This window comes from Bradyrhizobium sp. S3.3.6 (genome assembly GCF_040546905.1).
In the GTDB taxonomy this organism is placed as follows: Bacteria; Pseudomonadota; Alphaproteobacteria; order Rhizobiales; family Xanthobacteraceae; genus Bradyrhizobium; species Bradyrhizobium cytisi.
This window is the reverse complement of record NZ_JBEPOT010000021.1, coordinates 29,085-54,265: the sequence shown is the minus strand read 5'-3', so window position 1 is coordinate 54,265 and position 25,181 is coordinate 29,085. Positions and strand designations below refer to the sequence as shown.

Below are 25,181 nucleotides of genomic sequence, written 5' to 3'. Positions count from 1 at the left end.
CCACCGCAAAGCCGCCCGCCCGCTACGGCGCTATTGGAGGCGCGCGTCCGGGCGGCCTTGCTCTACCGAGCTACACCACCACCGGGGACACGACCCGTGCTTCATCGGCAATCATTTCCTTGAAAACTTCCTGGATAGAAGGGACCGAAGTGTCCAATGCCGTTTGAAGTTGGAAGCCGGTATCCCTGATCCGCACCACGTGATCGAATGGGCGCTTGGCTGCCTCGGATCGCGCATCTACGCGATGGCGGACGGGACCACATTGCATAACGATGATCGGGTGATGTCCGTCTTTTCGCGTAACCGTCGCTGACAGGCCGAGGACATAGCGGGCCTTGCTGCGGCGCGCGACCAATTCGAAGCTTACAGCCGACAGATGGTGGCATTCGTCGACGACGAGATGCCCATAATTGCCGACGATATCATCGACTTCAAGCTTGCGAACCAGGCTCTGAATCAAGGCGACGTCGACCTGACCTTTCGGTTTGCGGCGGCCGCCGCCGATCATGCCGATCGCGTCACGCGGCATATTTGAGAACGCGGTGAGCCTCTCGATCCATTGATCCATGAGCTGACGGCGATGAACGAGGACCAATGTATTCCGCCCGCGTTCGGCCATCATCCGGATGGCTAAGATCGTCTTTCCGAACGCCGTCGTTGCCGCGAGCACACCGGTATCATGCGGCAACAGGGCCGCTATCGCGGTTTCCTGATCGGAGCGCAATTCACCAGTGAAGGCAAATGGGATCGCCGCACCGGAAAAACGGCAATCTTCGATTGTTACTGTAATTCCAAATGACGCAAGCAGATCTAGTACGGCGTCGAAGCAGCCGCGAGGCAGCGCAACGTGATGGCTGGTCAACTCTGCGCAAGAGATGATCCGGGGCTTGTCATGGGTCGATCGGCGCATTGCTTGTGCGGCATAAAATTCGGGATTCTGGAATGCCGCCAGGCGAATCAGGCGCGCGATCAGCGACGGTGGCAGCGCGTGACGCGGGAGGTAGATCTGGTCCGCCTGTACGACAGTGATCGCACCCGGCAATGGCTCGCGGATTGCTGGCGGCGCCTGTCGCCGCGACGGCGGGGCTAGCCACGGTTCTTCGTCTTCGTCTGCGAGAGGAATACGCACACCCAGAATTTTTCCAGATGCACTTGCTTCCTCGACCAGATGTTCCACCTTTGCTCGCGGCATAGCTGCAATCGCGGACAGGAAGGCCCACTGATCCGGATACGGCGAACAAGAATCGTCGATGAACTCGCTGTTGCCAGAACTTCGCGCGAGCCCCTGAAGAGGCAAAGCAATCAGGTTGCCGAAGCCACCCGCTGGCATGATATCCTGACTCGGAAAAAACCGATCGTAGGATCCGAATCCGATATCGGGGACTCGTTCCATCGCGTCGGTAATCAGGAAGGCCCCAAGACGGCGCGCCCATGCCGCTGAGATCGGCTCGTCGAAAAAGATCCAGGCGTGAGCACCGTTTCCGGATCGGGACCGCTCAATGGCAACAGGTATTCCATGACGCTCGCAGGCGTCCCTAAACGCAAAGGCATCCCTTCGCCAATCCCCTTCGTCGAAATCCGCGGCCAGGAACGAACAGGCGTTGTCCGCAAGCATCGGATAGACGCCCATCACAAACGGGGCGCCGTTAGGGTCGGTTCCGCGGAGATGGCGTTCGATTGCCACGTCGTCTACGGGCAGGAATGCCTGATTTGGACATGCTGAACATTTGACTCTCGGTTTTTCGCAGATCCCACGGCGCCATTCATTCGCGCAGGCGGGTGCGTAGCCGCTCCGCTCCGTCGTACGGTTCTCCCAACGGATAGGGTAGACATCTGAGCGGCCGCGGAAGAGCCGGCGAAACAGCGCAAGCTTCTTCTCGATTGGCGAATTCCGGTCCGTGGGATCGCCAGCGTGTCCCGAAGGGACCACCTTGATTGGCTCGGTCTCCTCACTCCGCATCGATTGTAAGGTGTTGATCTCGGCTACGACATCCGCACGCTCGCGCTCCATCGCGGTAAGCCGGGCCCTGAGTTCAGTAATTCTGGCGTTTGTTTGCTTCATCGCGAAGGCTGTAGTGCGCCGATGTTTATTCTCCCGAATAATACCAATCCTGAAGCAGCAATTTAACTCAAAGATCGCCAATCGCCGGTCTCGGCACCAGCAGTCGAAAGGAGTTGCCGACTCATACAAAATTTTGTATAGTCAGTTTTAATGATTGATCTCAAGCCGGTCGAATTCCGAGGCAGCGCACTCGACGATTTGCGTGCGTTTCCACAAGCGGCTCGGCGCGAGGCGGGGCATCAACTCGATCAAGTCCAGCATGGGCGCGAGCCCGACGACTGGAAGCCCATGAATACGGTTGGCCGAGGGGTGCGGGAAATTCGGATTCGCGATGCCGCGGGAGCATTCAGAGTGCTGTATGTAGCGAAGTTTGATGATGCCGTTTACGTGCTGCACTGCTTCCAGAAAAAGACGCAGAAAACGAGCAAAGCGGATCTGAACTTGGCTGCGCAGCGTTACCGCGATTTATTAAAGGAGCTAGGTCAATGAGCAAGAAACGCTTCGACAATGTGTGGGATGCAATTGAGGATACACCTGCGCAGGCTGAGAACATGAAGCTCCGTTCGGCGTTGATCATGGCTTTGAAGGCTCATATCGCTCGGACAGGGCTAAGCCAATCGGAAGCTGCCAAGCTGCTAGGTGTTACCCAGCCGCGTATCTCTGATCTCATGCGCGGCAAGATCGAATTGTTTGGCCTCGATACCTTGGTCAATATGATCGGAGCTGCCGGCCTGCATGTTGAAATGCGCATCTCGGACGCAGCCTAAATCAAACGCCGCTCGCCGCGGGCGCGGTACAGCATTTGGTACTGCACGGCTGACTACGACCCCGCTTAAATGCTGATCGTATTTCCCTTTTTGAGATGTCCCGATCCAATCCATCATGGGTGCAACGGAAAACAGATATCTTTTTGATTTCAATGACATACCTATGTAGGACGCACTCAGCCTGAAGCTCTTACCCGCACCTCCTAGCGCTTTGCAACATCATCCTCAAGATCGTGCTTGCAGGCAATCGATTTGAGAATCGCGACCATCAAGAGACGTCGCCGCGACCGCATTTTGCGGGCTGGCGTCGTTTGGGAGCGTGCTGTTGTCCGACGACGTCGGGTCGTTCACGGCGTTGGTGCGTTTCGCCGAAGCGGCCTTCAGGCCGCCACCGGTGTTCGTTCGCGCTCAAAGACGAAGCCGTGTCTTTTTGACCGGGCCCACTCCCACATGAGCTCGACGGGCGGGCGGTAGGGGAATTCCATCGGGATCGACGACCACAAGCCCGTCGGGCTTGGCGACTTGTGAGGCGATTTTTGCCCAGATACTTGGTGCGCGCCACACCGACTGGGATCGGAAGGCCAAGCTCGATGCGCACGCACCAGCGGATTGAGCCGGCAATTTCGACAGGCGAACGATGGGTGCAGCCCGCAACGTCGGCAAAGGCCTCGTGAATGGAAATGCATTCCAGAAGCTGCGTGAAATCGCCGATCACCTTGATGGCCGTGTTATCCAGCCGTTGGTATTCCCAAAAATGCCCGCTGACAAAGTTGATCTGCGGGCAAAGCTCGCGCGCCTATCGTCCCGGCATGCCCCCGCGCACTCCGAAGGCCCTGGCTTCGTACGATGCGGCAAGCATAACCCTACCGCCGACGGCGATTGGCTTGCCGCGCAACGAAGGGTCAAACAGCTGCTCTACCGAGGCATAGAAGGCGTCCAGGTCCGCATTCAAGATGGTGCTGTCGTAGCCATCCCGATCGAGTGCCCCTGGCGTTTCGAGGACGTAGTACCGCCGAGAACATCGCGAGAAATATTTGTAACGAGTGTCAAGCTACAGAGTGGGATCGAAGCAACACGGACCACGCGGCGGATTTCTCAAGGAGTGGGTATTGGCTTCAACAGATCGTCCAAGCGGGATTGATCTTCGCGAAAATCACAGCTCTTCGAGGCGACGCCACCCATGCAGCACGCGACGGCCATGCGAGCTGAACGCGAAGAAGCAACCACCGCCAGCGGGTTGGTCATGGGCGCGATCAATCTCCAAACCGGAATAATGGCAGTATAAGAGAGTACCAACGCCCCCGTGGCCGACAAAGAGCACGTCGCCCGGCGTGCTGCGCGCCAGCACGTGCTCGACCTCGCCGACAATGCGCAGCTGGGCGTCGACCGCTCGTTCCCAGCCACGAATGCTGACGTGGGGTTGCCCGAAGAACTGATTGGCCACCGCCTCGAACTGGTCGGGGGCGAGGAAGCCCGTCGCCGATCGGTCGTTCTCGTGCATCGCCTCGCGCACTTCCACGTCGACGCCCAGCTTTGCGGCAATGATCTCGGCGGTCTCGATCGCCTTTCGCTCTCCGCTGGAGATGACCCGCGTGGTACCGGACAGCCCTCCCCCGATCGTCAGGGCCTCCGTACGCGCTTTCCCGACATCACTGAGGCCCCAGCGCGGAACGGGAACCGACGGATCGATATTCACCTGAGGATGGGTGAGATAGCGTACGACATTCGTCATGATTGAACGATCGCGCCGTCAGACCAACTCGCGATCGGCATCGCAACACGTATGCCGGAGGCGTCGAAGACGTGTACGTCGGGAGCCGCCGCAACGAGCGTCACAGTCTCGCCTCGCGACGGCGTCCGACGGCCGCGTACCTCTGCAACGAACATCCTGCCGTCGACGCGGCGCAAATAGGCGAACGAGGCCTCGCCAAGCCGTTCGACGAGCTCGACGATGCCTTCGGCCGCGAAGGGACCGTTCACGCCCCGGACAAGATGCTCCGGACGAACACCGAGCGTCAGCGCGTCGCCGACCTTCAGCGACGCTGCCGGCAGATCGAGGTTGAGAAACCCGGCACCGGCGACACGCGCGCGTCCGCCCTCGATGGTTTCGACCTTTGCATCGAAGAAATTCATCGCGGGCGAGCCGATGAAGCCGGCGACGAACAGGTTAGCGGGTTCATAGTAGAGGTCGAGCGGTTTTCCTACCTGTTCGATGCGGCCGTTGTTCATTACGACGATACGGTCGGCGAGCGTCATCGCCTCGACCTGATCGTGCGTCACATAAACGATCGTCGCTTTCAACACTCTGTGCAGGTTGGCGATCTCGACGCGGGTCGAGACGCGCAGCGCCGCATCGAGATTGGAGAGCGGTTCGTCGAACAGGAAGACCGCGGGTTGGCGCACGATCGCGCGTCCGATCGCGACGCGCTGACGCTGGCCGCCAGAGAGATCGCGGGGATAGCGATCGAGGAGGTCTACGAGCCGCAGCATGCGGGCGGCTTCCGCGACGCGCCGCTCGCGTTCGGCCGGCGCCACGCCGGTAAATTTCAGACCGAACGTCATGTTCTTCCGCACATTCATGTGCGGATAGAGTGCGTAGGACTGGAACACCATCGCGATGCCGCGCGCGGCAGGAGCGAGCGTATTGACGCACCTCTCTGCGATATGGATGTCACCGCTCGAGACGCCATCGAGCCCGGCGATCATGCGCAGAAGCGTCGACTTGCCACAGCCGGATGGGCCGACGAGCACGACGAACTCGCCGTCCTCGATGCCCAGGTTGATGTCCTTGAGCACTGTCGTCGCGCCATAACGCTTGTTGAGATGCTCGATGCGCAGATTGGCCATTCAACAACCTATTTGACTGCGCCGGAAGTGAGGCCTGCGATGAGTTGGCGCGAGAGGATCACGTAGATCATCACAACCGGCAGGATCGCCATCGACAGCGCCGCGAGCACGGAATTCCAGTCGGTGATGTACTGGCCAAGAAACTGCTGCACCCCAAGCGTGACCGTATGCGTCGAGTCGCTCGACGTCAGGATCAGCGGAAACCAGAGATCGTTCCAGATCGGCACGATGGTGAAGACGGCGACGGTCGCGATCGCCGGACGCAGCAGCGGGGCGACCACTTCGAAGAAGATCCGGGTTTCCGGCACGCCGTCGCAGCGCGCGGCGTCCCGCAAGTCCCTGGGGATCTGCTGGATGAACTCGCTCAATATGAAGATCGACATCGGCAGGCCTTGCGCAACGTAGACGAGGATCAAGGCCGTCAGCGTGTCGTTCAGGCCCGCAGACCGCATCATGTTGAGGATCGCGACGGACCCGAGCCGGATCGGCACCATGATGCCGATCGACAGGAACAGTGCGAGCGCCGTCGAGCCGCGAAAGCGGTATTCGGTCAGGGCCCAGGCTGCCATCGCGCCAAACAGCAGCACGAGCGCCATGCTGACGAGAGTCACGATCAGCGAATTCGAATAGTAGGTCAGGATATGAGAGGAGCGAAAAACCTTCTCATAGCCGACGAGGCTGAAGGTCGCAGCGTCCGGCGGCGCAAGCGGGCTGCCGAAGATGGCGCTACGCACCTTGAACGAATTCATCACGACGAGCAGGATTGGACCAACCGCAAGCAGGCTATAGGCGATCAGGACGAGATGGACACCGAGGCTCTTTGCGCGCTGCTCCGCCGTCATGCCGCCCTCAGAATGCGTAACGGCGGATGCGCCGCTGAACGAGGAAGAGATAGAGGCAGAGGCCGAGGAGAATGATGAAGAACATCACGGTCGCGACCGCGGCGCCCATCGTCGGATTGCCGAGCTGGAGTTGATTGCCGAAGAAGGTGCGATAGAAGAACGTGCCGAGAATGTCGGTCGCAAAATTCGGTCCCGCCAACGCACCCTTGACCGAATAGATCAGATCGAAAGCGTTGAAGTTCGCAACGAAGGTCAAGACCGAGACCAGGCTGATGGTCGGCAGGACGAGCGGAAGCTTGATGTGGAAGAAGATGCGGAATTGTCCCAACCCATCGACGCGTGCCGCGTCAATCAACTCTTCGGGGATGTTGAGCAGTGCGGCGTAGATCAGCATCATCGGGATGCCGACGAATTGCCAGACGGAAATGAGGGACAGCGTTACGAGCGCGCTCGATTCGAGCCCTAGCCAGGGAGCAAACAGGGAGCCCAACCCCACGGCCTTCAAAGCGCCGGCAGCGACGCCCCAGAGCGGGGACAGGATCAGGTTCCAGGAGAAGCCAACGATGACAACCGAGAGCATCGTCGGCAAAAACATGACGGTGCGATAAAAGCCCTTGAGCCTCAGGCCCGGCAGGCTCAGCAATCCCGCGAGCGCGATACCAATCGGATTCTGCATGCACATGTGCACGGCGAAGAAGATCAGATTGTTGCCGAGGGCATTCCAGAACGGCTTCGACCACAGCGCATCGCCGAGCAGCGTCTCGAAATTAGCAAGCCCGACGAAAGATCGGGCTCCGGACGGATCGCTCGTGTAGGTGGAGAGCGCCATGGTCGCGACGAGAGGATAGATCGAGAACAGGGTGTAGATCACGACCGCCGGTCCGAGAAAGAACAGCAGAAGCCCCGCGAGTTTTGCGCGAGGCATCTGGGCCGTGATGTTCGAGACCGATTCAGCCATGATGGAAAGAGATTAAACCTGCGTTGTCGTCCCTCTCCGCGCTTGCGGCTCTTGCCGTCTTGTTAGCGGAGCGTGCAGCCACTGTCGAATGAAACAAGGACAGTCCCCCTCCCCGTGAAAGCGGGAAGAGGGACCGACTCACTTGGTGGGCTTGTACCACTTGTCGAGGCCATCCTGGAGCTGCTTGCCCGCAGCATCGGGCGTCAGCTTGCCGTTGACGACCTGCGCGGACACGTTCCAGAGCTCGTTTTCCAGATTCGGCGTACCGCGCGACAGGATCTGATACGAGTTGCGGATCGTCGACTTGCAGGCCTGGCGCCATCCGACCATGGTTGCGGCGACGTCGTCGTCGACCTTCACGGCAGTCTTGGCGAGGGGGAAGAAGCCGGGAAGCGCGTTGGCGTAGATCGTTGCGAATTCCGGCGTCGCCAGCCATTCCAGGAATTTCTTTGCGTCTTCCTTGTTCTTCGATGCTGCGTTCACGCCCATCGCGATGTCGGTGTGATCGGAGATGTAGCAATCCGTCGTGCCGGCCGGCTGCGGTGGCGGGAATGCACCCATGGCGAATTTCGCCTGGCCCCGGAAGGTCGAGATATCCCACGAGCCAGCCGCATAGATCGCGCCCTTGCCGAGCGAGAACAGGTTCTGACTGTCAGCGTAGGTCTGCGCCTGGAAGCCAGATCCGAGGTAGGGCGCCCAGCTTGCGATCTCCTTGAAGGCCGCGACGTATTGCGGATCGGTGAGCTTCTCCTTGCCCGCAATGAGATTGGCGCGACCGGTCTCGCCCTTCCAATAGTCGGGACCGACGTTCTGGAATCCCATGGTCGCGGCCTCCCACTGGTCAGCCGTGCCCATCACCAGCGGGACATAGGTCCCGTCCTTCTTGAATTTCTCAAGCACGGCGTGGAATTCATCGAGCGTCTTTGGCTCAGATGCGCCGACTTTGGCGAATGCTTCCTTGTTGTAGATGAACCCGGCGATGACGGAGGCGATCGGAACACAGAAGGTGGTTTTGCCGTCGTCAGTTTGCCACGCCGCCTTCGCGACATCAGAGAAATTGTCCATACCCTTGAGGCCGTCGACCGCATCAAGCTGATGCTTTTGATAGAGCGCGAGCGAGGCGTCGAACGGACGGCACGTAATGAGGTCGCCGGCGGTGCCGCCATCAAGCCGCGCGTTCAGGGCGGCGTTGTATTCCTTGGGCGCCGAAGGCGCGAATTCGATCTTGATGTCGGGATAGTGCTTGTTGAAGGCGGGGATGATCTTCGAGTTCCAGATGTCAGCGTCGTCATTGCGCCAGCTCTCGATCTTCAACGAGCCTGCCTGGGCCGACGCAAGCCCCGCAAGCAACGCCAACGCGGCAAGCTCAGCTCCCATTGCAGCCTTGAATGTCCGTCTCATGCTACGCTCCCTTGTTCGGGCCTTCGCCCTTGATCCCGTTGGCTCTTGCGCGTGCGCGGCTCAACGCGTCGTCTATCCGGCCTTCCGCAGCAGCGAGCCACGCGACGGCTTCGCTCATGCTGACGACACCGCAGGCAATCAGGATCGCCGGCTTAACCTCGCCGCTGGCCTCGCGCAGCGCCGCTTCCGCTTTGGCATCGCTGACGCCGGCGATTGTTGCGACGATCCCGCGCGCCCGCTCGCGCAATTTCGCATTGTCGGCCTTCAGATTGACCATCAGGCCCCGATGGATGTGACCAAGCTCGAACCCCATCAATGACGAGAGCATGCCTAGCGCGGCCTTTTGCGCAGCTCCGGCCGCGAGCCGTGTCGAGCCGCGCAGCGCCTCCTCTCCGCTCTCGAGCAAGATCGACGCGTCGGCACCGACGAGCAAGGGCGAGCCCTGACGATGCGCGATGCCGATGACGAAGGCGCTACGGCGGCGCGCCGCTGCGGCCGCTGCGACTGTGAACGGCGTCGAGCCGCTCGCCGATACGACGATCACGGCATCACGAGAGAGATCACCGAGCCCGGTTATCGCGCGCTCACCGGCTGCGGCATCGTCCTCCGCGACGCCATCGATGCGGAACGGCTCGGTGGTCCCGCCGGGCAGGACAATCGCGATGCGGCTCTCATCGAGGCCGAACGTGCCGGGAAGCTCGGCCGCATCTTCAGCGGCCGCAAGACCGGAAGAGCCCGCGCCCGCATAGATCAGCCGTCCCCCTGCTCGCCAGATCGCCGCGAGGCGAAGCGCGGCGGCGCGGATGTCGCCGGAGGCAGCCGCGACCGAAGCGATCGCCCGGCGGTAGGATGCGAGCATCGCCTCCGCGAACACCGCCTCATCGACGGTCACGACACCACCGGTGTCGCGGCACCTCTCTCCGTCCGTCTCCAGCCGCGGCAGCACCGACATCGTGGATACCAATGGTAGATACCTCTTGTATTTACTTTTGCCACCTGACATACCACTTGTCTAGGGGCGTTAAGAACTTTTTAGGAGGCTCCGTGGCGACGGCCCAGTTTTTCCTCGGTGTGGATGGCGGCGCGACCCGCTGCCGCGCGAGATTGCGGGATTCGTCGGGTCGCGAACTCGGGCACGGCCTCGGGCCGGCTTCGAACATCTATCTCGATTTCGACGAAGCCATGCGGGTCGTCCGTGAAACGATCGAGTCCGCCATCGCGGCCGGCGCACCAAGGCAGGAGATCGCAGTCGGCCTTAGCCTTGCCGGGCTTTCGGACGACGAGGAAGCGGCGCGCGTCTCCGCCGCCCTGCCGGGCTTTGCACACATCGTCGCCGTCAATGATGCAGTCGCCGCCTGCGTCGGCGCCAATGGCCTCGGCGATGGCGGCCTGATTATCGCGGGCACGGGCTCGGCGGGCATAGCTCGCGTGGGAGCTCGAACGACTATTATCGGCGGACGCGGTTTCTGGCTTGGCGACGACGGATCCGCTGCACGGCTTGGCGAATCGGCGTTGCGTGCGACGCTGCGTGCGATCGATGGCCTCGAGCCGATGAGCGGCCTGGCGCAAGCACTCGGGCGCCATTTCGACGGCGATCCGTTGCGGATGAGCCGCTGGGCAGCGGACGCAAGGCCACGCGACTACGGCGCCTTCGCGCCCCAGATCCTGGACGTCGCCAGGTCCGGAGATATGCGCGCGCGCGAAATTGTCGGCGAAGCAGCCAGCGCGATAGCGGCGCTTGCGAACGCCCTGAATGCACTTGGCGCCGAGCGCGTTGCCCTCGCCGGCGGCTTCGGTGAGCCCTTGCGCCCGTTTTTGCCGCCTGATGTGGCCAAGCGCCTCTCCGTGCCCCGGCGCGACGCAGTCGACGGCGCGATCCTGCTCATCGGCGGAACGCTCGCGGAGGACGCCGCATGTCCATGACGGTCGAAACCGCGCCGGGCCAGAAGCTCTATCGTGCCGTGGTCGACGCGCTTCGGCGCGAGATTGAGACCGGACGCTTCGCAGAGACGCAATTGCTTCCGGCCGAGCGCGAATTGTGCGAGCTGCTCGAGGTATCGCGCACCACGCTGCGCAAGGCGATTGCCGACCTGATCGCCGAAGGCGTGCTATTTCACCGCCACGGCGCCGGCACCTTCATCCATCGCGCGACGCCGCGCGTCGAGCAGCCCTCCTCGCGCCTGACGAGCTTCACGGAGGACATGCGGCTGCGTGGATTGGAGGCGAGCTCGCGCGAGCTCGAGCGCGGCGTGTTCCTGCCGACACCGGAAGAGTCCATGATGCTTGGCGTACGGCCGAACGAACGCGTGTTCCGGCTCGGCCGCCTGCGCCTGGCTGACGGTTCGCCCATGGCGATCGAGCGCGCCGCCGTGCCGATACGCTTTCTTCCTGAACAGGATTCGGTCGGCGGCTCGCTGTACGAGGCGCTCTCCGCGCGGGGCTTCAAGCCCGCCCGGGGCTTGCAGCGATTGCGTGCGACCCTCGTCGATCATGCCGATGCGGAACTGCTCGGCGTCGCACCGGACAGCCCGGCGCTCTATATCCAGCGCATCGCCTATCTTGCCGACGGATCCTGCGTCGAATTCACGAAATCCTGGTACCGGGCCGACGCCTACGACTTCGTCTCCGAACTCACGCTGTCGCCACCGGCCCGAAAGGCGCACCGATGACGACCTACATGCTTCAGGAAATCGGCGAGGCAGGCGAAGCGGTCGCGCGCCAGCTTGGCCACAACGCGGAGCGGCTCGCTGAACTTGGCGCGCGTCTGCGCATGCTCGATCCGCCGCTCGTCGCGACCATCGCCCGCGGCTCGTCCGATTGCTGCGCGCTCTATCTGAAATACCTCGTCGAGATTGTCTCAGGGGTGCCTTGTGCCTCCATCGGCCCCTCCATCGCTACGCTCTATCGTACGCCGATGCGGCTCGAAGGCGGCGTTTCCGTCGCGATCTCGCAATCGGGACGCAGCCCGGACATCGTCGAAATGCAGCGCGCCGCACGACGCGGCGGCGCGCTGGCCGTCGCACTTATCAACGACGCGCCCTCACCGCTCGCGCAAGAGGCCGAAGTGCTGCTGCCATTGTGCGCCGGCGCCGAACGCTCAGTCGCGGCGACCAAATCAATGGTCGCAGGTCTCGTCGCGGGCGCGAGCCTCGTCGCGGCCTGGTGCGAAGATCGGCAGCTAGCGGACGCCCTCACCGGCCTACCCGAGATCCTGCGCGGACAAACGGCGCCGCCGCCCGCGGCGTTGCTCGGGCAGCTTGCAAATGCCCGCAGCGCTTTCGTCCTCGGTCGCGGTGCCACGCTTGCGATCGCCGCGGAGGCGGCGCTGAAGCTCAAGGAAACCTGCGCGATTCACGCCGAGGCCTATTCCGCGGCCGAGGTCCTGCATGGCCCGGCCGAACTCGTGAGCTCGGGCTTTCCCGTCATCGCCTTCCTGCCGTCCGACGCGGCGCGCGAAGGCATGCTGCCGGCACTTGCGGCGTTGGCCAGTGCCGGCGCGAGGGTGATTACAATCGAGGCCGGAGGCGCCGACGAGACGGATCGTCTCGCGACGGCAAAAGTCGAGGCGACGCTGCTGGACCCCATCGTCATGATCCACCGCTTCTACCGCCTTGCCGAGGCGCTTGCGCTCCGGCTCGGGCGAGATCCCGACCGCCCGCGCAACCTGCGCAAGGTGACGGAGACCCGTTGATGATCGTTTTGACCGGCGCACGGATTTTTGATGGCGAGCGTTTTTTTGACGACCACGCGGTCGTCGTCGAAGGCGACCGCGTCGCCGCGATCCTCCCGTACTCCGAGAGACCGCATGGCCCGGCACGCGATCTCGGTGGCGGCCTGCTTGCGCCCGGCTACATCGATGTGCAGGTCAATGGCGGTGGCGGCGTCTTGTTCAACGAGGACCCGACGCCCGAAGGCATCGCCCGCATCGCCGCAGCGCATCGCAAGCACGGCACCGTCGGACTGCTGCCGACGCTGGTAACCGATGCCCCGCAAGTGATGGCGGCGGCAATCGCCGGGACGCGCGAAGCACGGCGACTGACCCCGGCGACGCTCGGCATCCATCTGGAAGGACCCTTCCTGGATCCGGCTCGCAAGGGCGCGCATGAGCTCAGACATATCCGCGACCTCAAGCCGGGCGACATTGCGACGATCGTCGAGGCGAACTGCGGCGCCGTCATGCTGACGCTCGCGCCCAATCGGGTCGATGCGGCGAGCATTGCCGAACTCGCGCGGCGTGGCGTGCTGATTTCGCTCGGCCATTCCAGTGCAAGCTACGCGGAGGCGCGCGCAGCCGTCAAAGCCGGCGCACACGCATTCACCCATCTGTTCAATGCGATGAGCGCACCCGCCGGGCGCGAACCAGGCATGGTCGGCGCAGCGCTCGATCTCGACGAGGCTTTCGTCGGGATCATCGCGGATGGTCATCATGTGCACGAGGCGAACCTTCGTATCGCCTTTGCCGCCAAGCGGCATGACCGCTTCATGCTGATCACCGACGCGATGCCACCGGCCGCCGGCGGTCCCGATCAGTTCGATCTACAGGGCCGCCGCGTGACGTGTGCGGACGGTTGCCTGCGGCTCGACGATGGGACGCTCGCCGGCTCGGTTCTGACCATGGACGAGGCGGTGCGCTATGCCGTCAACGTCGTGAGGCTTCCGCTCGCCGATGCCCTCGCTATGGCATCACGCGTTCCGGCGACGTTTCTCCGGCGCGACGCGGAACTTGGCCGTATCGCACCAGGCTATCTCGCAAGCCTCGTGCATCTCGACGACGAGCTACGGGTACTCGAAACCTGGATCGAGGGCCGGCCAACCGCCGACGGCTCCAAGCGCGACGAGCTGGCAGGCAACACCTGACTGAAGGACCGATCGAGCCATGTCCTCGCCCTCCATTTCGACCGCACAGAATGTTCGCGTTCTCGTGGTTGGCCTTGGCACCATGGGAACCAGCCACGCCCGCGCCTACAGATCGGTCGAGGGATTTGAGCTCGTCGGTCTTTGCACCTCCCGCGCAGCCGATCGCGACGATCTCGAGGCCGAGTTTCCCTCTCTTCCGCGCTTCGAAAGCCTCGACGAGGCGCTCACGAGCTTGCGTCCCGATGCCGTCGCGATCTGCACCTACACGGAGCATCACGCCGCCATGGCCTTGCAGGCTTTCGCCGCAGATGCGCATGTTTTCTGCGAAAAGCCGCTCGCCAACACGCTGGAGGCCGCGCGGCGGGTCGTCAGCGCTGCACGTACGGCCGGAAAGGCGCTGCTGATCGGCTATATCCTGCGCGTGCATCCCGCATGGTCGCGCTTCGTCGAGATCGGCAGGACGCTCGGAAAGCCGCTCGTGATGCGCATGAACCTCAACCAGCAGTCTACGGGCTCCTTCTGGGAGGTTCATAAGAACCTCATGCGGTCGACTTCGCCGATCGTCGATTGCGGCGTCCATTACGTCGACATCATGTGTCAGGTGACGCGGGCGCGTCCCGTCGCGGTCCATGCGGTCGGGGCGCGGCTGACGAGCGAGATCGCGCCTGCCATGTACAATTACGGCCATCTTCACATCATGTTCGACGATGGATCCGCCGGCTGGTACGAGGTCGGTTGGGGTCCGATGATGAGCGAGACCGCTCATTTCGTGAAGGACTTGATCGGCCCGAACGGCAGTGTGTCGATCGTCGCGAAAGAGAGCACCGATGCGGGCGCGCATTCGGCGGACCATGACACGCATACGCGGACCAACGCCCTTCGCGTCCATCACGCGGCGCTCGTCACCGAAGGCGGCTTTGCGAAGCCGGACGAGTTGATCTCGACCGCAGACGAACCCGGCCATCAGGAGCTCTGCGAGCGCGAGCAGCGGCTGTTTCTGAGTGCGATCCGTGGCGAGATCGACCTATCCGAGCATCACGAGGACGCGATCAACTCACTCCGTATCGTCTTTGCCGCTGACGAGAGCGTCCGAAGCGGTGAAGTCGTCCGCCTGTAGATCCGCGCCTATCGAATGCGCCGCGCACCTGGATCGGAGAGAAATACCCAGGCAAGTACCCACACCACTGCGCGACAAGCAACGTACCGGCACGCATGGGACATCTCAATACGAGCCGGCATGTTGCTTCGGCCTGCGCAAGGCAGCGTCGAACGGGTTGATCTTCGCCGCCAGCGCCTCGGCCTCGCGCCTTAGCACCTGGACCACAATCGGCAAACGGTCGGCATTCAGCCGCTCGATTGTGGTGCCCATGCTGATCGCGGCGAGCGGCTGCCCAGTGCGTTGCGGCTAGGGGACCGACGACTAGGCGCGTCCCAAGCACTCCAAGGGTTTTTGCCTTGTAAGACGCCGCAAGCACAACCCCACCGCCGACTGCTATAGACGTGTCGGCAGTTACGTCATTCGAACCCAGGCACCCTTGCGTGCCGAGGACTTCACCGCAGCATCGATGAACTTCACGCCTGCTAGGCCATCCTCAACGGTCGGAAAGGTCACCTCGGGATCCGGCCGTCCGCCGGCCCTTGCCGCGCGGATGGCGCGCGCTGCCTCGGCATAGATTGTTGCGAAACCCTCAAGATATCCCTCGGGGTGGCCGGAGGGGACGCGGGTGACGCGGCCCGCCTCGCCCAAGGCGCCGGCCCCGCCGCGGGTCAGGAGCTGCTTCGGCCGGCCGTAGGGCGTGAACCAGAGATGGTTCGGATTCTCCTGCGCCCATTCGAGGCCGCCTTTGCTGCCGTAGACGCGCAGCGTGAGGCCATTCTCATTGCCGACGGCGACCTGACTCGCCCACAGCATGCCCTTGGCGCCGCCTTTCCACTTGAGGAGGATCTGGACATCGTCATCGAGGCGCCGCCCCTCGACGAAAGTCGAAAGTTGCGCGAGCAATTCGTCGAGCTCGAGGCCGGTGACGAAGCAGGCGAGATTGTAGGCGTGGGTGCCGATGTCACCGATGCACCCGCCGGCGCCGGACCGTGCCGGGTCCGTGCGCCACGCCGCCTGCTTGTGGCTGCTTGCCTCTAATCGCTCGGTCAGCCAGTCTTGGAGATATTCGGCATGGACCAGCCGAATCTCCCCGAGGTCGCCATTCGCGACCATGGCGCGCGCCTGCCGGACCATGGGATAGCCCGTATAGTTGTGCGTCACCACGAACACCTTGCCGCTCTTCTTGACGAGCGCCACCAGCTCTTCGGCCTCCGCCACGGTCGTCGTCAGGGGCTTGTCGCAGATGACGTGGATTCCGGCTTCAAGGAAGGTCTTCGCGACCGGGCTGTGCATATGGTTTGGAGTTACGATCGAGACCGCCTCGATGCCGTCCGCTCGCGCGGCTTCGGCCGTCGCCATCTCTTCGAAGGAGCCATAAGCGCGATCGTCGGCGATGCCGAGCTCCTTCGCCGAGGCCTTGGCTCGAACCGGATCGGACGCGAGCGCGCCGGCAACCAGCTCGAACTGGTCGTCGATGCGAGCGGCAATGCGGTGGACGGCGCCGATGAAGGCCCCCTGTCCGCCGCCGACCATTCCCAGTCGGATACGCGCATGACCGCCGGGTTCATTGCTTGCGTTGATCGGCATATTCTCCTCCCGCTCAGGATAGGCCCAGCATCTTGCGGTTCGCCGTGTCGTCCGCGCCCGAGCCCGCGAAATCGTCGAAGGCTTTCTCAGTGACGCGGATGATATGGCTCTTGATGAACTCGGCGCCCTCGCGCGCGCCCTGCTCAGGATGCTTCAGCGCGCACTCCCATTCGAGCACCGCCCAGCTGCCGTAATCGTGTTGCGTGAGCTTCGAGAAGATGGCGCCGAAATCGACTTGGCCATCGCCCAGCGAACGGAAGCGACCGGCACGGTCGGCCCAGCTCTGAAACCCGCCATAGACGCCTTGACGGCCCGTCGGGTTGAACTCGGCGTCCTTGACGTGGAAGGCCTTGATGCGCTGGTGGTAGATGTCGATGTAGTCCAGATAGTCAAGCTGCTGCAGAACGAAGTGCGACGGGTCGTAGAGCAGATTCGCGCGCGTATGGTTATTGACCCGCTCCAGGAACATCTCGTAGGAGACGCCGTCGTGCAGATCCTCGCCCGGGTGGATCTCATAGGCAACATCAACGCCATGCTCGTCCGCATAGTCGAGGATCGGCCGCCAGCGCTTCGCGAGTTCGTCGAAGGCTGTTTCGACGAGGCCGGCCGGACGTTGCGGCCACGGATAGACATAGGGCCAGGCAAGTGCACCGGAGAAGGTCGCGTGTGCGGTGAGCCCGAGACGCCTGGAGGCTAAGATCGCGCGCTTGACCTGGTCGACGGCCCACGTCGTGCGCGCCTTGGCATTGCCGCGCACCTCCGGCACGGCGAAACCGTCGAATGCCGCATCATACGCCGGGTGAACGGCGACGAGCTGACCCTGAAGATGAGTCGAGAGCTCGGTGATGCAGAGGCCGTGATGGGCTGCTATACCTCTCACCTCGTCGGCGTAGTCCTGCGACTCCGAGGCCTTCTTCAAGTCGAAAAGCCGCCCATCCCAGCTCGGAATCTGAACCCCCTTGTAGCCAAGCGAGGCGGCCCATCCGCAGATCGAATCGAAGGAATTGAACGGCGCCGCGTCGGCAGCGAACTGAGCGAGGAATATCGCTGGTCCTTTGATCATCTTCATCGAATGCTTCCTTCTATCCTAGACGCTCCAGCAGCACCTGCCCGCTGAGTTCGATACCCCACCAAAACTCGCCTCCCCTTGCTGGTTCCCGGAGACCGGGCGGGCATTTCACTCCAATACCCAGATCGGGCAATCTTAGCTGAGGACTGTCCCGGCTTCAGAACGTCTCCCCGGCCCACAACGCCATCGCCTCGAGGTCGGACAGCGGGGCCGGTCGCTCGACGTGCGAGCGCACTGCGATCTCTCCGCCTTCGACGCCGGCCTTGAGGATCGCGTGCTTCACTTCCAGCGCATGGCTCGCCAGCGCTCCGGAGGAGCGGTGTGGCGTGCCGTGTAGCACCGCACTTGCGAGTTCGGCGACGCCCAGACAACGATAGTTGGCCTGATTCGGCATGTGATCGGCCCAATTCGGCGAGCGCCAGTTGGGCTTGCCGAACGGCCGGTCGTCGGCTGCGACCGAGATCCAATCGCCACCCTTCTCAGTGTATTGCACGGCGCCGCCGAAGAAATTGGGATCCGGCACCCGCAGCGAGCCCTCGGTGCCGTAAAGCTCGATCGGCGGATGTCCGTGTTTCCAGACGTCCCAGCTCATCGCAAAGATGATGTCGGCACCCGACTCGAAATGCAGCAGCGACATGACCGTCGTCGGGGTTTCAACCGCGACGGTTTTACCGTTCATCGGCCCCTTCGAGGTGACGAGCCGCGTGGCGAAGCCGGCGCTCGCGCGCCCCTGAACTCGTGCAACGGGACCCAACAGGTTGATGAGGGCCGCTAGGTAGTAGGGGCCCATGTCGAGGATCGGTCCGCCGCCCGGCTTGAAGAAGAAGGTTGGATCGGGGTGCCAATGCTCCATGCCATGCGACATCAGAAAACAGGTGCCATAGAGCACCTTGCCGATCCGACCCGTATCGACGAACTCGCGCGCCATCCGTCCGCCGCCGCCAAGGAAAGTATCCGGCGCGCAGCCGAGCTTCAGGCCGCGACGCGCCGCCTCCGCAACCAAGGTCGCGGCGTCATTGGCCTCCACAGTGATCGGCTTTTCGCCGAACACGTGCTTACCGGCGTTAAACGCCGCTTGGCTCACGTCGTAGTGCGCGTTCGGCGTGGTGAGATTGATGATGATCTGGATCTCAGGACGCGCCAGCAGCGCCTCGATCGACAACGCCTCGATGCCGAACTGCCCCGCCTGGGCTTGCGCGGCCTCGGGCCGCAGGTCGGCACAGGCGACCAGCCTAAGATCGCGGAATTTCGGCAAGTTGTGCATGTAGATCGTCGAGATGTTGCCGCAACCGACGATGCCGACTCCGAGCCTGCTCATGATCCCCTCCCTGTTACGTCCAAGCGGTCACGGTCTCGAGCGCCCTGCGCGCGAAGCGGGCGACGTCGTTCGGCTTGTCGTGTTCAGCGACGAACAAGGAGACCTTGGCCCCCATCATCGCCGCGCGCAGCGCCGGCCAGTCCATGATGCCGTGGCCGGGATCAGCCCAGCCGTCCTCGTCGACGCACTGTCCCGATGGCGCAAGATCCTTGATGTGGCAGGCGACCAGGCGCTGCGCATGCTTCTTGATCTCGGCAACCGGATCGCCGCCGCCGCGCACGATCCAGGCGAGATCAGCCTCCCAAACGAGGTCGGGCGCCTCCTCGAACAGACATTCGAGATAGGTCTTACCGCTGCCGCTACGGCCGTATTCCCAATGATGGTTGTGCCAGCCAAATTTGAGCCCCTCGTCGGCCACCGCCTTTCCAATGTCAGCAAGCTCGCGCCCAATGCCGCGCCATTCCTTTTCTCCGCCCTCGCGCTCGCCCAATGGTGGGGCCGGCGCAAAGATGGTCTCGATGCCGAGTCCCTTGCACATCCTCGCCGTGCTGACCGCGTCCCCGCGCAGCCGGTCGAGCCCGACATGGGCGCTCGGCGCGGTCATCCCGTGGACATCGAGGAGCCTCTTCAGCGTCTCGGGATCGTTGAACAGTCCGCCCCAGGGCTCCACCATCGTGTAGCCGAGGCTGGACAGCAGGGCGATCTGCGCCTCGAGCGGGGTGATGGAGCGGGCTGAATACAGTTGTATGGAAAATCGGTCGATCGGCTTGGTCATGTCGCGCTTTCGGTAGTTGGAGGATCTAGAGGCGTTGTCCGCTCGTCTCGTCGAACAGAGACAGCGCCTCGGCGGGAAACCGCAGCGCGAGCGTGTCGCCCTCGCGCATTTTCGCGTCGGCGTTATCGCGGAAGGAGAAGGTCGTGCCGTCGGCGAGGCGGCACCAGATCAGCGTGTCGGCCCCCATCGGCTCGACCATCTCGACGCGGGCGGACACTGCGGACGGATCGTCGGACGCAGTCAGCTCGATATGCTCGGGACGGATGCCGAGAACGGCCGGCGCGTCGGTCGGCAGGCCGCGGAAGGCGTAGCCGTTCAGTCCGAGCCGGTTTGCGCCGGCGATGAATCCGGTCTCGCCGTCACACGCGATCCGGCCGGGAATGAAATTCATCGCGGGCGAGCCAACGAAGGAGGCGACGAACCGGTTGACCGGCTCGCGATAGATCTTCTTCGGCGTGTCGAGCTGTTGGATCACGCCACCCTGCATCACTGCGATCCGATCCGCGAGCGTCAGCGCCTCGATCTGGTCGTGCGTCACATAGATCATGGTGGCGCTGAGCCGTGCATGCAGCCGCTTGATCTCGACCCTGAGTTCGGCGCGCAGCTGGGCATCGAGATTGGAGAGCGGCTCGTCGAACAAATACACGCCGGCATGGCGTACCAGCGCCCGTCCAATCGCGACTCGCTGGCGCTGCCCGCCGGACAACTCGCTGGGGCGGCGGTCGAGGAGACTGGTGAGCCGCAGCATCTGCGCGGCCTCGCCGACGCGGCGCTCGATCTCCTCCCGCGGCGTTCCCGCGACCTTCAGCCCGAACGACATGTTCCGGCGCACGCTCATGCGTGGATAGAGCGCGTAGCTCTGGAACACCATCGCGATGCCGCGATCCTTCGGTTCTGCCCAGGTGACATCGCGGCCGCCGATATGGATCTCGCCACCCTTGACGTCGATCAGCCCTGCGATCGCGTTGAGCAATGTCGACTTGCCGCAACCGGACGGTCCAAGCAGTACGAGGAACTCGGACGCCTCGACGTGGAGATTGAGATTCTCCAGCACCTTCAGGCCGCCAAAGCCGATCTGAAGGCTCCTGATGTCGACGTTCGATTTCTGCATGCTGCGTCAGCCTTTCACTGCGCCGGCGGCGATGCCGCGCACGAACCACCGGCCGGAGCCGAAATAGACGGCGAGTGGCAACAGAGCGGTTAGCAGCGTCGCCGCCATATCGACATTGTAGGCGCGCTCGCCTTGCGTCGAATTGACGATATTATTGAGCTGCACCGTCATCGGCAGATTGTCGCGGCCGGCGAAGACAAGCCCCAGAATGAAATCGTTCCAGATGCCGGTCGTCTGCAAGATGACCGCGACCACGATCATGGGGGTGGCCATCGGCATCATGATCCGCGCATAGATCTGGTAGAAGCCGGCGCCGTCGACACGGGCGGCTTTGAACAACTCCACCGGCAGCGAAGCGAAATAGTTGCGGAACAGCAGCGTCATGGTGGGTAAGCCAAAAATCGTGTGGATCATCACGATGGTGAGGAGCGACTGCCCGAGGCCGGTGAAGGAGAACACCCGAACCAGCGGATAGATGAACAGCTGATAGGGAATGAAGGCGACCACCATCATCGCGCCGAACAGGATGTTGGCGCCGCGCACACGCCATAGCGACAGCGCATAGCCGGTGAGCGAGCCGACCAGGATGGAGATCGCGACCGACGGCACCAGGATGCGCAGCGAGTTTAGAAAACCGATCTTGATGCCCTGGCAGGTCAGACCGGTGCAGGCCGAGGTCCAGGCCTTGACCCACGCTTCGATGCTGGGAGCTGTCGGCAAGGCCAACAGATTGCCCTGCCGGATCTCTGCCATCGGCTTCAGCGAGGTGACGACCATTACATAGAGCGGCAGCAGGAAGTAGAGCGCGGTAATGAAGATGAAGGCATAGAGGCCCCAGCGGGCCGGGGTCATGCGCTTCGGCCGCCGTGCTGCGGGTAAAGGCTGTACCACCGCGGTCATCGCATCTCCCCCTTGCGCGCGCGCCAGTAGAGATAGGGCGCGACGACCGCGATCACCGTGATCAGCATGGTGGTGGCCGCCGCCGTCGCAAGCCCGATATTGGCGCGTTCGAACAGATGATCCATAACGAATTTGGCGGGCACCTCCGAGGCGATGCCGGGTCCGCCATTGGTCATCGATACCGAGAGGTCGTAGAGGCGCACCACGCCCGTCGAGAGCAACACCGCGGCGGTCGCAAAGCTCGCACCCATCATCGGAATGATGATCGACATATAGACCCGCCATTTCGGCAGGCCGTCGACCCGCGCAGCCTTCCAGATCTCCTCGTCGACGCCGCGCAACCCGGCGAGCATGATCGCCATCACCAACCCCGAAGCCTGCCAGACGCCCGCGATGACCAGGCAATAGATTGCGGTCTCCGGCCGTACAATCCAGTCGAACGTTGCGTTCTCGAAGCCCCAGCTGCGCAGCACATGCTGGATGCCGAGCGTCGGGTTGAGCAGCCATTGCCAGACCAGGCCCGTGACGACGAAGGACATCGAATAGGGATAGAGAAAGATCGAGCGGATCGTGTCCTCGGCACGCACCCGCTGATCGATCGCAACCGCCAACAGGAAGCCGATCAAGAGCGCGAACGACACGAACAGCACACCGTAGATAACGATGTTGTGGACCGAGGTGATCCAGCGGTCATTGCCGAGCAACGTCTCGTATTGCCGAAGCCCGACGAAATTGTTGTTCGGCAGCATGCGCGAGTTGGTCAGCGACATCCAGACGGTCCAGCTGGTGGCACCGATATAGACGACGAGCATCACCAGCAGTGCCGGCAAGAGCGCGGAAATCGCGGAGAATCGTGAGGTCAACGAAAGACGCATCGGGCCCGCGCGAGCAAGGGTAGGTTTCGATGACGGTCTGGGGCGGCCGACTAGTCAGCCGCCCCTGGCCGGGCGCGTCAGTACTGCGCCTTCAGCACGCCGGCGACCTTGGCGGAGAATTCGTCTGCGCCCATATTGGTGTTCCAGTACTGCGAGATCGCATCTTCCAGCGCACCAATAAGCGCAGGAGGTGCCAGCATGTCGGCCGATGGCAATTGCTGCGCGGTATTGGAGACATATTGCATGCCCTTCTGGGCGCAGGCGTCGAGCTGAGAGGCATCGACGTCGCTGCGGACGGGGATGGATCCCTTCTTCAGCGAGAACTGAATCTGGGTCTCGGGCTTCAGCATCAGCCTTGCGAGCGTCACCTGCGCCTTGGTGGTCGAAGCGTCCTTCGTCTTCGGGAACACGAACACGTCCCCGCCCATCATGTATCCGCCGCCGTGGTTGGACAGCACGGTGCAGCCGTAATCCTTCTCGGGGACCTTGCCGGCAGCAACGAATTCGCCCTTGGCCCAGTCGCCCATGATCTGCATCCCAGCTTTGCCCTGGATGACCAGATTGGTCGCATCGTTCCAGTTACGCCCGGGAGCGCCGGCATCGACATACGCCTTGAGCTTCTTGTAGGCGACCGCGACCGCCTTGAACTCGGCACTTTGCGCCAGCGCCGCGTCGCGCTTGCCCATGATCCCAACCCACATCGGCCCGCCGCCGACGCCGATCAGCACCGCGCTGAACAGATTGCGCTCCCATACCTTCTGACCCGAGAAGGCCAGCGGGATCACCTTGCCGTCGGCTTTCAGCTTGTCGAGAACAGCAAACGCGTCGTCCCAAGTCTTCGGCTCGGCGGCGCCGACCGACACGAGCACGGATTTGTTGTACCAGAGCCAGTTCTGGCCATGGATGTTGATCGGCACCGCGAACATCTTGCCGTTACGAGTTGCAGCCGCAACGAACGCTGCAGGCATCACGCCCTTCCAATTGCCCTCCGTGGCGACCGCATCGACATCGGCGAGCAGATCACCCTCCACCAGTTCGTCGAACTGCTTGCCGGTGTTGAGTTGCATCGCGGTCGGTGGATTGCCGGCGACTGTGCGGCTGATCGCGGCATTTCGCGCATTGGCGGCACCGGCTACAGCGCTGTCGATCCATGTTCCGCCGGCCTTGGTGAACTGATCGGCAAATACCTTGACCGCGGCAGCCTCGCCGCCGGAGGTCCACCAGTGGATGACCTCGGCCTTCATCTCTTCTGCGGAGACCGGTACCGAGACCCAAGCCGTGGCGATAACCGCCACCGATGCGAACAGCGCGCGCTTCATCATTCCCTCCCGGATATGCCTTTGCAGACCTGTGTATTCGGCTTGCGGCCCTTATGGGCTCGTTGTGGCTTTACGCATCGAATGTAATCGATTACATTTTTATCCTAGCAGGACTTCAAGATTTTGCAAGTCCCGTCATGACGCCGAGAGGGCGAGCCTCGATATGGCCAAGCGAACCGGAGTGACACGTCAAAAGGCGGCCAAAATCGCCGACGTCGCGCGACTGGCAGGAGTCTCGGTTGCGACCGTCAGCCGGACGCTGGCGCGCCCCGAGGTCGTGATTGAGGAGACCCGCACACGCGTACTCGCCGCCGTGCGCGACACGGGCTACATGCCCAACATTTCCGCAAGGAACCTGCGTGTCCGAAAGACCATGGTCGTGCTGGTGGCGGTGCCGGATATCGCCAACCCGTTCTTCGCTGAGGTTCTACAGGGTATCGACGACACGCTGTCGGCCGCCGGCTACGGACTCATCATTGCCAATCTGGCCGGGTCGCCGGAGAAGGAGGCGCGCTATGTCGACTTGATCTGCGCCGGCCAGGCCGACGGCGTACTGCTCTTGTGCGGTCACGTGATGCGCAGCCCGGACCGCGACTTACGCGACGCGCGTGTGCCGTTGGTTGCCGCTTGCGAGTACATCCCCTACGAAAACTTCCCGCAGGTCACAATCGACAATGTTGAAACTGCGCGTGAGGCGGTGCGACACCTGGTCGACTTGGGCCACACCAGCATCGCCTATTTGTCGGGGCCGAACTCCAACATCCTGGAGCAGCAGCGTCTCGAAGGCTATCGGCAGGCCTTGCGCGAGGCGGGTATTGCGGTCGATGCGAGCTTGATCCTGCCCGGCGATTTCACCTTCCGCACCGGCGTCGAGGCCGGCCGTGCGCTTCTGACGCTCGATCCCGCGGCGCGTCCCACCGCCCTGTTTGCGGCCAATGACGAAATGGCGATCGGCCTGATCAAAACCGTGCACGCGGCCGGCTTGCACGTCCCGGACGATCTGTCCGTCGTCGGCTTTGACGGCATTGCCTACGCTGACTATTGCGAGCCGACCTTGACGACCATCGTCCAGCCCCGCCGCGACCTCGGAGCCACCGCCGCAGCCGAACTGATCACGCTGATGACGACCGGCAAGGCGGGGCTGCGGAAGCACATCAAGCTTCCCGCCAAGCTGATGCTGCGCGACAGCACGCGCCCGCCCCGGAAGGGTCCCGGCCGTACATTCCGAATCGCGAGGTCCGGCTAGCTAGGACGGCTGCAACTCCTGGACCCAGCCAGGATATGCGGCAGATCACTACCGACCGGACAGTGCTTATCATCGCCCCCCAGCCTTTCCACCATTTGCACAGCCGACCGGATCATCACCTTCGAACGCGATCGTCTGGCGGAAGACT

General features: G+C 62.8%; 26 protein-coding genes. 9 read left to right on the top strand and 17 right to left on the bottom strand.

All coding sequences use genetic code 11. From position 1 onward, the window contains the following. Nucleotides 1–70: 70 nt before the first annotated feature. Nucleotides 71–2,143 carry a TOTE conflict system archaeo-eukaryotic primase domain-containing protein gene (locus ABID59_RS36225; protein ID WP_354086527.1) on the bottom strand — a complete coding sequence of 691 codons (2,073 nt, stop codon included), beginning with the start codon at nucleotides 2,141–2,143 and terminating at the stop codon, nucleotides 71–73. Nucleotides 2,144–2,212: 69 nt separating this feature from the next. Here ABID59_RS36225 and ABID59_RS36220 point away from each other — a divergent pair, with 69 nt between their 5' ends. Both ABID59_RS36220 and ABID59_RS36215 read left to right on the top strand, forming a co-directional pair. Next, the gene (locus ABID59_RS36220) at nucleotides 2,213–2,551 is read left to right on the top strand and encodes a type II toxin-antitoxin system RelE/ParE family toxin (RefSeq protein ID WP_148753955.1); all 339 of its coding nucleotides are present in this window, start codon (nucleotides 2,213–2,215) and stop codon (nucleotides 2,549–2,551) included. Then, nucleotides 2,548–2,829, top strand: coding sequence for a helix-turn-helix domain-containing protein (locus ABID59_RS36215; RefSeq protein ID WP_148753956.1), 282 nt, complete (start codon nucleotides 2,548–2,550; stop codon nucleotides 2,827–2,829). Before ABID59_RS36220 ends, ABID59_RS36215 begins: the two co-directional genes overlap by 4 nt. 268 nt (nucleotides 2,830–3,097) lie before the next feature. Here ABID59_RS36215 and ABID59_RS37500 read toward each other — a convergent pair whose 3' ends face one another. Then, nucleotides 3,098–3,565, bottom strand: coding sequence for a Y-family DNA polymerase (locus ABID59_RS37500; protein ID WP_502916441.1), 468 nt, complete (start codon nucleotides 3,563–3,565; stop codon nucleotides 3,098–3,100). Here ABID59_RS37500 and ABID59_RS37495 point away from each other — a divergent pair. Next, a complete protein-coding gene (locus ABID59_RS37495; protein ID WP_502916438.1) occupies nucleotides 3,467–3,970 on the top strand; it encodes a hypothetical protein in 504 nt (167 codons plus the stop codon). The genes ABID59_RS37500 and ABID59_RS37495 overlap by 99 nt on opposite strands. 12 nt (nucleotides 3,971–3,982) lie before the next feature. Here ABID59_RS37495 and ABID59_RS36205 read toward each other — a convergent pair whose 3' ends face one another. The 6 genes from ABID59_RS36205 to ABID59_RS36180 all read right to left on the bottom strand — a co-directional run bounded on the left by ABID59_RS36205 (nucleotide 3,983) and on the right by ABID59_RS36180 (nucleotide 9,829). Next, nucleotides 3,983–4,561: a histidine phosphatase family protein gene (locus tag ABID59_RS36205; protein WP_354086526.1), complete on the bottom strand. Its 579-nt coding sequence runs from the start codon at nucleotides 4,559–4,561 to the stop codon at nucleotides 3,983–3,985. After that, nucleotides 4,558–5,676, bottom strand: a complete 1,119-nt coding sequence (locus ABID59_RS36200; protein ID WP_354086525.1) for an ABC transporter ATP-binding protein — start codon at nucleotides 5,674–5,676, stop codon at nucleotides 4,558–4,560. Before ABID59_RS36200 ends, ABID59_RS36205 begins: the two co-directional genes overlap by 4 nt. Nucleotides 5,677–5,684: 8 nt before the next feature. Next, nucleotides 5,685–6,518, bottom strand: a complete 834-nt coding sequence (locus ABID59_RS36195; protein ID WP_148749088.1) for a carbohydrate ABC transporter permease — start codon at nucleotides 6,516–6,518, stop codon at nucleotides 5,685–5,687. Between the two features lie 7 nt (nucleotides 6,519–6,525). Then, complete coding sequence (locus tag ABID59_RS36190) at nucleotides 6,526–7,476, bottom strand: carbohydrate ABC transporter permease (protein WP_354086524.1); 951 nt, start codon at nucleotides 7,474–7,476, stop codon at nucleotides 6,526–6,528. Nucleotides 7,477–7,614: 138 nt separating this feature from the next. Continuing rightward, on the bottom strand, nucleotides 7,615–8,877 hold the full coding sequence (locus tag ABID59_RS36185) for an ABC transporter substrate-binding protein (protein ID WP_354086523.1): 1,263 nt from the start codon (nucleotides 8,875–8,877) through the stop codon (nucleotides 7,615–7,617). Nucleotide 8,878: 1 nt separating this feature from the next. Continuing rightward, nucleotides 8,879–9,829: an N-acetylmuramic acid 6-phosphate etherase gene (locus tag ABID59_RS36180; protein ID WP_354086522.1), complete on the bottom strand. Its 951-nt coding sequence runs from the start codon at nucleotides 9,827–9,829 to the stop codon at nucleotides 8,879–8,881. Between the two features lie 11 nt (nucleotides 9,830–9,840). Here ABID59_RS36180 and ABID59_RS36175 point away from each other — a divergent pair, with 11 nt between their 5' ends. The 5 genes from ABID59_RS36175 to ABID59_RS36155 are packed head-to-tail and all read left to right on the top strand — an operon-like array spanning nucleotide 9,841 to nucleotide 14,851. Further along, a complete protein-coding gene (locus ABID59_RS36175; protein WP_354086521.1) occupies nucleotides 9,841–10,800 on the top strand; it encodes a glucosamine kinase nucleotide-binding domain-containing protein in 960 nt (319 codons plus the stop codon). Continuing rightward, a complete protein-coding gene (locus ABID59_RS36170) occupies nucleotides 10,791–11,546 on the top strand; it encodes a GntR family transcriptional regulator (RefSeq protein WP_354086520.1) in 756 nt (251 codons plus the stop codon). Before ABID59_RS36175 ends, ABID59_RS36170 begins: the two co-directional genes overlap by 10 nt. Next, nucleotides 11,543–12,568: an SIS domain-containing protein gene (locus ABID59_RS36165; protein WP_354086519.1), complete on the top strand. Its 1,026-nt coding sequence runs from the start codon at nucleotides 11,543–11,545 to the stop codon at nucleotides 12,566–12,568. Before ABID59_RS36170 ends, ABID59_RS36165 begins: the two co-directional genes overlap by 4 nt. Continuing rightward, a complete protein-coding gene (gene nagA, locus ABID59_RS36160; protein ID WP_354086518.1) occupies nucleotides 12,568–13,734 on the top strand; it encodes an N-acetylglucosamine-6-phosphate deacetylase in 1,167 nt (388 codons plus the stop codon). Before ABID59_RS36165 ends, nagA begins: the two co-directional genes overlap by 1 nt. Before the next feature lie 19 nt (nucleotides 13,735–13,753). Continuing rightward, nucleotides 13,754–14,851: a Gfo/Idh/MocA family protein gene (locus ABID59_RS36155; RefSeq protein WP_354086517.1), complete on the top strand. Its 1,098-nt coding sequence runs from the start codon at nucleotides 13,754–13,756 to the stop codon at nucleotides 14,849–14,851. Between the two features lie 105 nt (nucleotides 14,852–14,956). On the opposite strand, the gene ABID59_RS36150 is transcribed toward ABID59_RS36155, so the two are convergent. The 9 genes from ABID59_RS36150 to ABID59_RS36110 form a co-directional block, all read right to left on the bottom strand. Then, entirely contained in the window at nucleotides 14,957–15,103 is a 147-nt protein-coding gene (locus ABID59_RS36150) for a hypothetical protein (RefSeq protein WP_187434609.1), read from the bottom strand. A 141-nt stretch (nucleotides 15,104–15,244) separates the two neighbouring features. Continuing rightward, nucleotides 15,245–16,420 (bottom strand): Gfo/Idh/MocA family protein, encoded by a 1,176-nt coding sequence (locus tag ABID59_RS36145; RefSeq protein WP_354086516.1) that lies wholly within the window; start codon nucleotides 16,418–16,420, stop codon nucleotides 15,245–15,247. Between the two features lie 13 nt (nucleotides 16,421–16,433). Then, entirely contained in the window at nucleotides 16,434–17,489 is a 1,056-nt protein-coding gene (locus ABID59_RS36140) for a sugar phosphate isomerase/epimerase family protein (protein ID WP_148749097.1), read from the bottom strand. A gap of 157 nt (nucleotides 17,490–17,646) precedes the next feature. Beyond that, the gene (locus ABID59_RS36135) at nucleotides 17,647–18,807 is read right to left on the bottom strand and encodes a Gfo/Idh/MocA family protein (protein ID WP_354086515.1); all 1,161 of its coding nucleotides are present in this window, start codon (nucleotides 18,805–18,807) and stop codon (nucleotides 17,647–17,649) included. Between the two features lie 13 nt (nucleotides 18,808–18,820). Continuing rightward, nucleotides 18,821–19,582, bottom strand: a complete 762-nt coding sequence (locus ABID59_RS36130) for a sugar phosphate isomerase/epimerase family protein (RefSeq protein ID WP_354086514.1) — start codon at nucleotides 19,580–19,582, stop codon at nucleotides 18,821–18,823. Nucleotides 19,583–19,607: 25 nt separating this feature from the next. Then, nucleotides 19,608–20,693, bottom strand: a complete 1,086-nt coding sequence (locus ABID59_RS36125) for an ABC transporter ATP-binding protein (RefSeq protein ID WP_354086513.1) — start codon at nucleotides 20,691–20,693, stop codon at nucleotides 19,608–19,610. Nucleotides 20,694–20,699: 6 nt separating this feature from the next. Then, on the bottom strand, nucleotides 20,700–21,584 hold the full coding sequence (locus ABID59_RS36120) for a carbohydrate ABC transporter permease (protein ID WP_502916854.1): 885 nt from the start codon (nucleotides 21,582–21,584) through the stop codon (nucleotides 20,700–20,702). A 5-nt stretch (nucleotides 21,585–21,589) separates the two neighbouring features. After that, nucleotides 21,590–22,468 (bottom strand): carbohydrate ABC transporter permease, encoded by an 879-nt coding sequence (locus ABID59_RS36115; protein WP_148749102.1) that lies wholly within the window; start codon nucleotides 22,466–22,468, stop codon nucleotides 21,590–21,592. A gap of 77 nt (nucleotides 22,469–22,545) precedes the next feature. After that, entirely contained in the window at nucleotides 22,546–23,790 is a 1,245-nt protein-coding gene (locus tag ABID59_RS36110) for an ABC transporter substrate-binding protein (RefSeq protein ID WP_354086511.1), read from the bottom strand. 178 nt (nucleotides 23,791–23,968) lie between these two features. On the opposite strand from ABID59_RS36110, the gene ABID59_RS36105 reads away from it, so the two are divergent. Then, the gene (locus ABID59_RS36105; RefSeq protein ID WP_354086510.1) at nucleotides 23,969–25,033 is read left to right on the top strand and encodes a LacI family DNA-binding transcriptional regulator; all 1,065 of its coding nucleotides are present in this window, start codon (nucleotides 23,969–23,971) and stop codon (nucleotides 25,031–25,033) included. Nucleotides 25,034–25,181 lie beyond the last annotated feature (148 nt).